This is a genomic window from Mesorhizobium sp. M0848 (assembly GCF_040319805.1).
Lineage (GTDB): Bacteria > Pseudomonadota > Alphaproteobacteria > Rhizobiales > Rhizobiaceae > Mesorhizobium.
On record NZ_JAMYOM010000016.1, the window covers coordinates 166,130 to 176,400 of the forward strand.

Genomic DNA, 10,271 nt, shown 5'->3' on the forward strand with positions numbered 1-10,271 from the left:
CATCGGACCACGACGTGTCGGGTGGAGAGGGCCTTTGACCATGCGTGGAAAAGTCATTCTTTCGTTGCTGGCCGTCGCCTGCCTGGGTGCGGCCGGGTGGCTCTATGTTTCGCCTGACGCGCTGGGCAAGGTGCAACAGCTCGTCGGCGTGAAGCAGATGGCGGCGTCGGACAAACCGGCTGCGGGTTCGGACAAGAAAGACGCCAGTGCGGCCCGCTCGGCCTCGATCCTCTCGGCCGTCGCCTCGACAGCCGATTTCCCGATCCGGCGCTACGCGATCGGCTTCGTCTCCTCTCCCGCCGTCGTCAACATCAATGCGCGCGTGTCCAGCCAGATCGTGTCCATCGACGTCAAGGACGGGCAGATGGTCAAGACCGGCGATCTGCTGTTTTCGCTCGATGACCGGGCGCTGAAGGCGCAGCTTGCCAAGGATCAAGCGGCGCTGGCCAAGGATCAGGCGATGCTCGCCAGCTCGCAGTCCGATCTCCAGCGCGCCAAGGATCTGGTCGCCAAGCAGGCCGGCACGCAGCAGACCTACGACCAGGCCGTCGCCGCGCAGAAGGCTGCCGCAGCGACTGTCGATGCCGACAAGGCGACAATCGACGCCGACAATGTCCAGCTTGGCTTCGCCACGATCACGGCGCCGATTTCCGGCAGGCTGGGCGCAGTCAGCGTCGCCGTCGGCGATCTCGTCACCGTCAGCAATGGCAACAGCAGCACGGCCACTCCGCTGGTGACCATCACCCAGATGGACCCGCTGCAGGTCAACTTCAATCTTCCCGAGAGCAATCTGGCCCTGCTGCACAAGGCGCTCGCCAACCCGCAGCAGGACGCGGTGACACTGACCAAGGATGGCGACCCGACGCCGATCGGCAAGGGTACGCTCGATTTCGTCGACTCCAGCGTCGACACCGCGTCGGGCACGATTGCCACGCGGGCAAGCATTCCCAATGCCGATCTTTCGCTATGGCCCGGCCAGTATGTGAATGTCGTGCTCGACGCCGGCATCATGCCGCAGATGACATCGGTTCCCACGGTCGCGGTGCAGCCAAGCCAGAAGGGGCCGTTCGTCTATGTGGTCAAGCCGGACAACACGGTCGAGATGCGGCCGGTGCAGGTGGCGCTGACCGAAGGCGACAACAGCGCCATCAGCCAGGGGCTGAAAAGCGGTGAGATGGTCGTCACCGAAGGCCAGACGAGGCTGAAGGACGGCGCGGCGGTGCATGAGGGCAAGGCCACGGCGAATGCTGCTCCCAAGGTGGCCGAGGCGACCAACGCCGGCGAGGCGGCCCAATGATCTCCGAATTCTGCATACGCCGACCCGTCGCCACCCTTCTGATGTCGTTCGCCCTCGTGCTGGGCGGGCTGTTCGCCTACAAGTTCCTCCCGGTGGCCGCACTGCCCAGCGCGGAATTCCCGGTGGTCAATGTCTCGGCCTCGCTGCCGGGCGCCTCGCCGGAAACCATGGCGACATCGGTGGCGACGCCACTGATCAAGCAGTTCGCCACCATCGCCGGCATCGATTCGATCTCGACCACGAACTCGCTTGGCCAGACCTCGATCGCCATCCAGTTCGTGCTCAACCGCGACATCGACGCGGCAGCAGCCGATGTGCAGGCGGCGATCGCGCGCACGCAGAAATCACTGCCGCCGCAGATGACGGCGCCGCCGAGCTATCGCAAGGTCAATCCGGCCGACGCGCCGATCCTTTTGATGTCGCTGGTCAGCGACACGGTTCCACTGACCGATCTCGATGCTTTCGCGGAAAATGTCATCTCGCCATCGCTATCGACCATCGACGGCGTGGCGCAGGTCTCGATCTTCGGCCAACAGAAATACGCGGTGCGCATCCAGATCGACCCGACCGCGCTTGCCGCACGCGGCATCTCGATCGATCAGCTGCAGGCGGCGGTCGCCTCGGCCAACAGCAACACGCCGCTGGGCGTGCTGCAGAACGACAAGCAGCAGCTCACCATCACCGCCAACACGCAGCTGACCGACGCCGCCGGCTTCTCCAACATCATCATCGCCACCAAAAACGGTCACCCCGTGCGGCTGGGCGAGGTGACCCGCGTGGTCGATTCGGTGCAGACGACCACGACCGCAAGTTGGTACGATGGCACCCGCGCGATCATCATGGCTGTGCAGCGCCAGCCCGATGCCAACACTGTCGACGTCGTCGACAAGGTCAAGGCGATGCTGCCGTCCTTCAAGGACCAGATGCCGGCCGCCGCCGACATCAAGCTGCTTAACGACCGCTCCAGTTCGATCCGGCAGGCGGTCAGCGACGTGCAGTTCACGCTGTTGCTCACCATTGCCCTGGTGATCATGGTGATCTTCGTGTTCCTGCGCCGGGTGACGGCGACGATCATTCCGGCCGTGGCTGTGCCGATCTCGCTGATCGCCACGCTCGGCGCGATGTTCCTGTTCGGCTTTTCCATCGACAACATCTCGCTGATGGGCCTGACGCTCGCCGTCGGCCTCGTCGTCGACGATGCCATCGTGATGCTGGAAAACATCTTCCGCCATATGGAGGAGGAGGGGCTGTCGGCTTTCGATGCGTCGCTGAAGGGCGCGCGCGAAATCGGCTTCACCATCATCTCGATCTCGATTTCGCTGGTGGCGGTGTTCATCCCCGTGCTGCTGATGGGCGGCGTGATCGGACGCATCTTCAACGAGTTCGCCGTCGTGGTGACGGTCGCCATCCTGGCGTCGATGTTCGTGTCGCTGACGCTGACGCCGATGCTGTGCTCGCGGCTGCTGTCGGTGACCAAAGCCGACCGTGACAAGCATGGCCCCGGCCATAAGCAGGACCTCGTCACCCGCGGCTACGACCGGGTCTTGAGCTTCTGCCTGCGGCACACCTTCCTGGTGTTCCTCGTCTTCGTCGGCACCGCGGCAGCGTCGGTGTGGCTGATCCAGACTTCGCCGAAGGGTTTCTTCCCGCAGGAGGACATCGGCCAGATATCGGTGACCACCATCGCACGTCAGGACATCTCTTTCGATGCCATGTCCAGGCTGCAAGGACAGGTCGCCAGCGTCTTCTCGCATTCGCCCTATGTCGACCATGTGGCGTGGTCGGCGGGCAGCGGCAACAATGCGCTCAACCAGGGGCAGCTTTTCGTCCAGCTCAAGGGCAAGGACCAGCGCCCCGATATCGAGAAGGTGCTTTCGGATCTGCGCAAGCAACTGGCCGGCGTGGCGGGCATCGAGACCTACATGCAGCCGGTGCAGAATTTGAGGCTGGGCTCGCGGTCGTCGGCAAGCGCCTACCAGCTCGTGGTTCAGGGCCTTGATACCGGCCTGACCGATATTTGGGCGCAGAAACTGAACGACGCGATGGCGGCCGACCATGCGAACTTCACCGACGTCACCAGCGACCTGCAGAACAATGCGTTGCAGGCGACGCTGGTGGTGGATCGCGACAAGGCCGCCCAGCTCGGTATCGATACCGACACGTTGCGCTCCGCCCTCTATGGCGGGTTCGGCACCGACCAGGTTTCGACAATCTTCGGTTCGGCCGACAGCTACGAAGTCATCACCGAGCTCGATCCAAAGATCGAGTGGTCGCCTGAGCGGATGCTGGCCATCCAGATGAGGACGGCGAGCGGCAGTCTGGTTCCGCTCGGCGCCTTCGCCCGGGTCGATCGCACGGCCGGCGCCCTGACTGTCAACCAGCTCGGCCAGCTTCCAGCCGTGACCATCTCCTACAATCTGCCGCAGGGCGTGGCGCTGGGCGACAGCGTGACGCGCATCAATGCGCTGAAGGAGCAGATCGGCATGCCGACGGTGATCTCGACCACCTTCGCCGGGACGGCCAAGACCTTCCAGGATTCTCTTGCCAACCAGGGTTTTCTGGTCGGCGGCGCAATCCTGACCATCTACATCGTGCTCGGCATCCTCTACGAGAGCTTCATCCACCCGCTGACAATCCTCACCGGCCTGCCGTCGGCTGTGCTCGGGGCGGTTGTTGCCTTGCGCTTCGCCGGTATGGATCTGTCTGTCATCGCGGTGATCGGCATCCTGATGCTGATCGGCATCGTCAAGAAGAACGGCATCATGATGGTCGACGTCGCGCTTGAACTGCGACGAGACGGCATGTCCGCGACCGAGTCGATCCACAAGGCCTGCCTGATGCGGTTCAGGCCGATCATGATGACGACGCTGGCGGCACTGATGGGCACATTCCCGATTGCGCTCGGCACCGGCGCCAGCGCCGAACTGCGCCAGCCGCTGGGCGTTGCCGTTGTCGGTGGTCTGCTTGCCTCGCAGGCGCTGACCCTGTTCGTGACGCCGGTGATCTATGTCTACATGGAGAATTTCTCTGGCTGGCTGGTCGGGCTTTGGTCGAAGCGCAAGGGCGAGCCAGGCCCGGTCGAAGCGGGGGATCAGCCGTCGCTATTCGAAGCCAGGGAAGACATGCTGCCCGAACCGCAGCGGGCGGCGGCCGAATGATGTGACAGGGCCAGCGCCATGTGCCGTTGGCCCAAGCCGTTGCGCTTGCGGCGGCATCACTGGAAACGTAGTTTGCGGCCATGTCACACGATCATGACCACGACAACGAACTCGATCCGTTTACCGCCCGCGTCCGCGCGCTGGAAACCATCCTCACCCAAAAGGGGCTGATCGATCCGGCGGCGATCGACGTCATCGTCGATACCTACGAGACGAAAATCGGACCGCGCAACGGCGCCAGGGTGGTGGCGAAGGCCTGGAGCGATCCCACCTATGCCGAATGGCTGAAACGCGATGCGACGGCGGCGATCGAATCGCTGAGCTATACCGGCCGTCAGGGCGAGCACATGCAGGCGGTGTTCAACACCGAGGAGACGCACAATCTCGTCGTCTGCACGCTGTGCTCCTGCTATCCGTGGTCGGTGCTCGGCCTGCCGCCGGTCTGGTACAAGGCGCCGCCCTATCGTTCGCGTGCCGTCATCGATCCGCGCGGCGTGCTGGAGGAGTTCGGGCTGACGCTGCCGGCGGACAAGAAAATCCGCGTCTGGGATTCGACCGCCGAGCTGCGCTATCTCGTCGTGCCGATGCGGCCCGAAAATACCGAAGGCTGGAGCGAGGAGCGGCTGGCGGAGTTGGTCAGCCGTGATGCGATGATCGGGACCGGCTTGGCCCAAAGACCTGAAATAGAGGGGCAGCCGGCATGAACGGGCCGCAGGATCTCGGCGGACAAATGGGGTTCGGTCCGGTCGCGCCCGAACAGGACGAGCCGTATTTTCATGCCGCATGGGAGAGGCGGGCGCTCGGCGTGACGCTGACTGCCGGCGCCATGGGAGCCTGGAACATCGACGAGAGCCGGCATGCGCGGGAATCACTGCATCCGGCCGACTATTATGCCTCCAGCTACTACGAGATCTGGATCAAGGCGCTGGAGGTGCTGCTCAAGCGCCATGGGTTTGTCAGCGAGCGCGACTTGGCTGAGGGCCGAGCGATTGATCCGGCTGCGACACCGAAAAGGGTGCTGAAGGCGGAAAACGTGCCTGCCGTGCTGGCCAAGGGCGGGCCTTGCGACCGGCCGGTGGCACAGCCAGCGCGGTTCAAGGCCGGCGATCCTGTACGGACCAAGAACTTCAACCCGACCGGCCACACGCGGCTGCCGCGCTACGCACGCGGCAAGCAGGGTAGAATCGAGGCCGTGCGCGATGGCTTCGTGTTTCCCGACAGCAACGCGCATGGACACGGCGAAAATCCGCAATGGGTCTACACCGTGGTTTTCGAAGGGCCGGAAATCTGGGGCGAGGGCGCCGACCCGACGCTAAGCGTGTCGATAGACGCCTGGGAGAGCTATCTTGAGCCGGCGTGATACGGATCTGCCCGAGCTGCCGCCGGGCGTCGATGCGCGGGTGTTTGCCGAGCCATGGCAGGCCGAGGCTTTCGCCATGACAGTGGCGTTGCACGACAAGGGCCTGTTTTCGTGGAGCGAGTGGGCGCAGGCACTGTCGGAAAAAGTGAAGAGACCGGGCGCCGCAGCGGACGGCCATGATTATTACGAACATTGGCTGGCGGCGCTGGAAAGCCTGCTTGCCATCAAAGGGCTGGCCGCGAAGTCGGATGTCGACGCTATGGCTGAAGCCTGGGAGCGCGCCGCGCATGCCACGCCGCACGGCAAGCCGATCCTGCTGGAAAACGATCCCCAGCCGATTCGATAAGATGTGGGGCGAGCTTGTATGTTCCCTTTACGTTCTTGTCTGCGCCTGATAGCCTGACCCGTCGGCGGCATTGAAGCGTCCCGGCGCATCGATGATGGTGGCCGCTGTCTTGTCTTTCCCTTGCGAATCCGGTCTCTCGCGCTGATGGAATTCTCTTCCCAACAGGACGACGCGCTGAAGGCGGTCGCCCAATGGCTGAAGACCGGCCAGCCGCAGCTGTTCCGGCTGTTCGGCTATGCCGGCACCGGCAAGACGACCTTGGCGCGGTATTTCGCCGAACATGTCGACGGCCAGGTGCAGTTCGCCGCCTTTACCGGCAAGGCGGCGCAGGTGCTGCGCTCCAAGGGTGCAGTCAATGCGCGCACCATCCATTCGCTGATCTATCGGCCGAAGGGCGAGGAATCGGTATCGGACGAGGTCACCGGCAAGACGTCGATGTCGCCGACCTTCTCGCTCAACCGCCAGAGCCCGATTACGCGGGCGAAACTGGTCGTCATCGACGAATGCTCGATGGTCGACGAGCAGCTCGGCCGCGACCTGATGAGTTTCGGCACGCCGATCCTGGTGCTCGGCGACCCAGGCCAGTTGCCGCCGATCTCGGGCGGCGGCTTCTTCACCGACCACGAGCCGGATTTTTTGCTGACCGAAATCCACCGGCAGGCGCGCGACAACCCGATCCTGCGGCTGGCGCTCGATGTGCGCGAGGGCCGTGAATTCATGCGTGGCGACTATGGCACGGCGCAGGTGATCGGCAAGGAAGACGTCACCCAGGAGTTGGTGCTGAAGGCGGACCAGGTGCTGGTCGGCACCAACCGCACGCGTCGCCGCTACAATCAGCGGCTGCGCGAGCTCAAGGGCTTCAACGCCGATTATCCGCAGGCCGGCGACAAGCTCGTCTGCCTGCGCAACGATCCGGCCAAGGGCCTGCTCAACGGCTCGCTGTGGAAGGTGATGACCTCGTCGCGCGAGACGGTGAAGCCCGGCATCAATCTTCTGGTGTCCCCGGAAGAGGACGATCCGGATCGTGGCGTCGCCAAGATCAAGCTGCTCAAGGCGGCGTTCGAGGATCCCGATGCCGATATCCCCTGGCAGCAGAAGAAGCGCTTCGACGATTTCGACTATGGCTACGCGCTGACCGTGCACAAGGCGCAGGGCTCGCAGTGGAACGAGATTGTGCTGTTCGATGAAAGCTGGGCCTTCAAGGAAACCCGCCAGCGCTGGCTCTACACCGCCATCACGCGGGCGGCCGAGCGGCTGACGATCGTCAGGTAGGGGCGCCGGATGCTGTTGCCCCGATAGGCTGTGCGGCAAGCCATTGCCAGGCGGCAGCCTCGTCCTCCGCCCTGAAATGCCTGATTTCGATGGGCGGTGAGGACGGCAGAAAGCGTTGTGCGTCCGCTATCCAGTCCGGTTCGCCGATGGTTGCGCAACGGCCGACATGTTCCAATGCATGAATGGCGCCCTGCTTCAGGGTCTCGTCCGCGATATCGGCCCAGTCGACGCCATCGTGGTCGACGAGGCGCACCAGCACATCGATGCGCGAGTGCAGGGCATAGGCTGCCTCCAGCAGCCCGAAAAGATTTTCACCGTCGGCCGCGGAAACGTGCCCGACGACATCGATGGCGAAAAGGTCGTCGCGGCTGGTCTCGATACGGCGGATTGCCGGAACCTCATCGAGAAAATTCATCGGTGCGTCCTTTCCCGGGTTCGCTCATCAGGCTTGGAACACGCGAAACCCCCAGTCTGTTCCCACCAAAGGCATTACTGTTCCCGTCAAAGGCATTATAGGTGGGCGCGTTGAATGATTTCCGAGGCCACCCGCATGCCTGCAAAGCTCTCCGTCAACCTCAATGCCATCGCCATGCTGCGCAACCGGCGCGACCTGCCGTGGCCAAGCGTGACCGGCCTCGGCCGCATTGCGCTGGCGGCCGGAGCGCATGGGCTGACGGTGCATCCACGCCCCGACGAGCGGCACACAAGACACTCCGATCTGCCTGAGATTCGGTCGCTGATCGACGACGAGTTTCCGCGCGCGGAATTCAACATCGAGGGCTATCCGACCGAGGATTTCCTGGTGCTTGTGGAAAAGCACCAGCCCGAACAGGTGACTTTGGTGCCGGACGATCCGGCCCAGGCGACATCGGACCATGGCTGGAACTTCGCCACCCGGGCCGCGTTCCTCACACCGATCGTCAAGCGTCTGAAAAAGGGGGGCTTTCGCGTGTCGCTGTTTTCCGATCCGGACCCCGATTGGGTGGCGGCCGCCCGCGATGTCGGCGCCGACCGTATCGAACTCTATACGGGTCCATATGGTAGCTATCACACAGATTCCGCCAAAGCGGCTAAGGAGCTGGAAAGACTGGGAAAAACCGCCGACGCCGCGCTTGCTGCCGGGCTTCAGGTCAATGCCGGGCACGATCTGGTGGTCAGCAATCTGCCCGCACTTGCCAAGCGCATTCCGGCATTGGCCGAAGTGTCGATCGGACATGGGTTGACAGCCGACGCGTTGGAGTATGGCATGGCCGGCACGGTGGGTCGGTTCCTCAAGGCCTGCGGATGGTAGCGATGGCAGCCTCGCGTGGCAGGCATGGCAGCCATTACGCGACGGCACTTGATATTGCATTGCAGCAAGCGTAGAGCACCGCGCGCTTATCGGAGTGTCGTCCATGGCCCTTACCAATACTGGTAGTGAGGCAGAACCCGTCGAACAATCGAGCCATTCGGAAGTCGAGCAGCACAGCACCAAGGTTCTGATGCTGGGCGCGCTCGGTGTCGTCTATGGGGATATCGGCACCAGCCCGATCTACGCCTTTCGCGAGGCGCTGGTGGCGTCGTCGGGCGGACAAGTCGCCCAGCGCGGCGATATTCTTGGCGTTTTGTCGCTGATCATCTGGTCGCTGACGATCATCGTCACCATCAAATACATCATGTTCGTGCTGCGGGCGAACAACCGCGGCGAGGGCGGCGTGCTGTCGCTGATGGCGCTGGCGCGCGGCAGTTTCCCCAAGCGCTCGGCGCTGATGCTCGGCATCGGCATTGTCGGGGCATCGCTTTTCTTCGGTGATGCCGTCATCACGCCGGCGATATCGGTGCTGTCGGCGGTTGAGGGCATGAATGTCGTCACGCCGACCTTCCAGCCCTATGTCGTGCCGCTGACACTGGTCATTCTTGCCATGGTGTTTGCGGTGCAGCGCTTTGGCACGGGCGGGGTGGGATTGGTCTTCGGTCCCGTGACGGCGGTGTGGTTCCTGGCGATCGGCCTTTCAGGTCTCAACCACATCATCGCCGATCCGGAAATCCTGTGGGCGGTGAGCCCGCACTACATCGTCGCCTTCCTGATCAATTCGCCCGACGTCGCTTTCGTGACCATCGGCGCCATCTTCCTCGCCGTCACCGGCGCGGAAGCACTCTATGCCGATCTCGGTCATTTCGGCCGCAAGCCGATCGTGCTCGCCTGGCTGTGGGTCGTGTTTCCGTGCCTGCTGCTCAATTATGCCGGGCAGGGCGCTTTCGTGCTGGCCAAGAACGGCGTCGTCGGCCATCCGTTCTTCGAAATGAATGAAGGCTGGACGCTGATCCCGATGGTCGTGCTGGCGACCGCCGCGACGGTCATCGCCAGCCAGGCGGTGATCTCGGGCGCCTTCTCGCTGACCAGGCAGGCGGTGCAGCTCAACATGCTGCCGCGCCTTGAAATCCTGCACACCTCGGAGAAACAGTCCGGCCAGATCTACATGCCGCGCGTCAACCTGCTGCTGGCGCTGGTGGTGATGATGCTGGTCGTCGGCTTCGGCGAATCCAGCAGGCTGGCGTCGGCATACGGCATCTCGGTGACCGGCAACATGCTGGTGACCACAGTGCTCTTGTTTGTGGTCATGACGCGGATTTGGAAATGGCGGCTGTGGGTGGCGGTCGCCATGACGGCGCTGTTCGGCTTCATCGACGTCGGCTTTTTTGCCTCCAACATCGTCAAAGTGTTCGAGGGCGGCTGGGCCTCGCTGGCCGTGGCCTTCACCATCGTGCTGGCCATGTGGACCTGGGTGCGCGGCAGCCGCTATCTGTTCGACAAGACCCGCCGCAACGAAATCCCGCTCGATTTCCTCGCCGGCAATC

General features: G+C 63.4%; 9 protein-coding genes. 8 read left to right on the forward strand and 1 reads right to left on the reverse strand.

Annotation, left to right across the window (positions count from 1 at the left end; genetic code table 11):
* Nucleotides 1-40: 40 nt before the first annotated feature.
* From NKH95_RS19775 to NKH95_RS19800, 6 genes are all read left to right on the forward strand, one after another.
* Entirely contained in the window at nt 41-1,297 is a 1,257-nt protein-coding gene (locus NKH95_RS19775; protein WP_352892624.1) for an efflux RND transporter periplasmic adaptor subunit, read from the forward strand.
* Complete coding sequence (locus tag NKH95_RS19780; RefSeq protein WP_352892627.1) at nt 1,294-4,455, forward strand: efflux RND transporter permease subunit; 3,162 nt, start codon at nt 1,294-1,296, stop codon at nt 4,453-4,455. The genes NKH95_RS19775 and NKH95_RS19780 overlap by 4 nt, the downstream gene beginning before the upstream one ends.
* 80 nt (nt 4,456-4,535) lie before the next feature.
* Complete coding sequence (gene nthA / locus NKH95_RS19785; protein ID WP_352892630.1) at nt 4,536-5,159, forward strand: nitrile hydratase subunit alpha; 624 nt, start codon at nt 4,536-4,538, stop codon at nt 5,157-5,159.
* Entirely contained in the window at nt 5,156-5,815 is a 660-nt protein-coding gene (gene nthB / locus NKH95_RS19790; RefSeq protein WP_352892632.1) for a nitrile hydratase subunit beta, read from the forward strand. The genes nthA and nthB overlap by 4 nt, the downstream gene beginning before the upstream one ends.
* Complete coding sequence (locus tag NKH95_RS19795; protein WP_352551890.1) at nt 5,802-6,161, forward strand: nitrile hydratase accessory protein; 360 nt, start codon at nt 5,802-5,804, stop codon at nt 6,159-6,161. Before nthB ends, NKH95_RS19795 begins: the two co-directional genes overlap by 14 nt.
* Before the next feature lie 144 nt (nt 6,162-6,305).
* Entirely contained in the window at nt 6,306-7,433 is a 1,128-nt protein-coding gene (locus NKH95_RS19800; RefSeq protein ID WP_023813050.1) for an ATP-dependent DNA helicase, read from the forward strand.
* Here the strand turns inward: NKH95_RS19800 and NKH95_RS19805 are convergent.
* Entirely contained in the window at nt 7,426-7,848 is a 423-nt protein-coding gene (locus NKH95_RS19805; RefSeq protein WP_352892637.1) for a SpoIIAA family protein, read from the reverse strand. The two genes, NKH95_RS19800 and NKH95_RS19805, sit on opposite strands and share 8 nt — an antisense overlap.
* 135 nt (nt 7,849-7,983) lie before the next feature.
* Between NKH95_RS19805 and NKH95_RS19810 the strand changes: the two genes are divergently transcribed.
* Nucleotides 7,984-8,724 carry a pyridoxine 5'-phosphate synthase gene (locus NKH95_RS19810; RefSeq protein WP_023813048.1) on the forward strand — a complete coding sequence of 247 codons (741 nt, stop codon included), beginning with the start codon at nt 7,984-7,986 and terminating at the stop codon, nt 8,722-8,724.
* A gap of 103 nt (nt 8,725-8,827) precedes the next feature.
* Nucleotides 8,828-10,271: potassium transporter Kup (locus tag NKH95_RS19815; protein WP_352723334.1), on the forward strand; the 1,444-nt coding region annotated here is incomplete at its 3' end.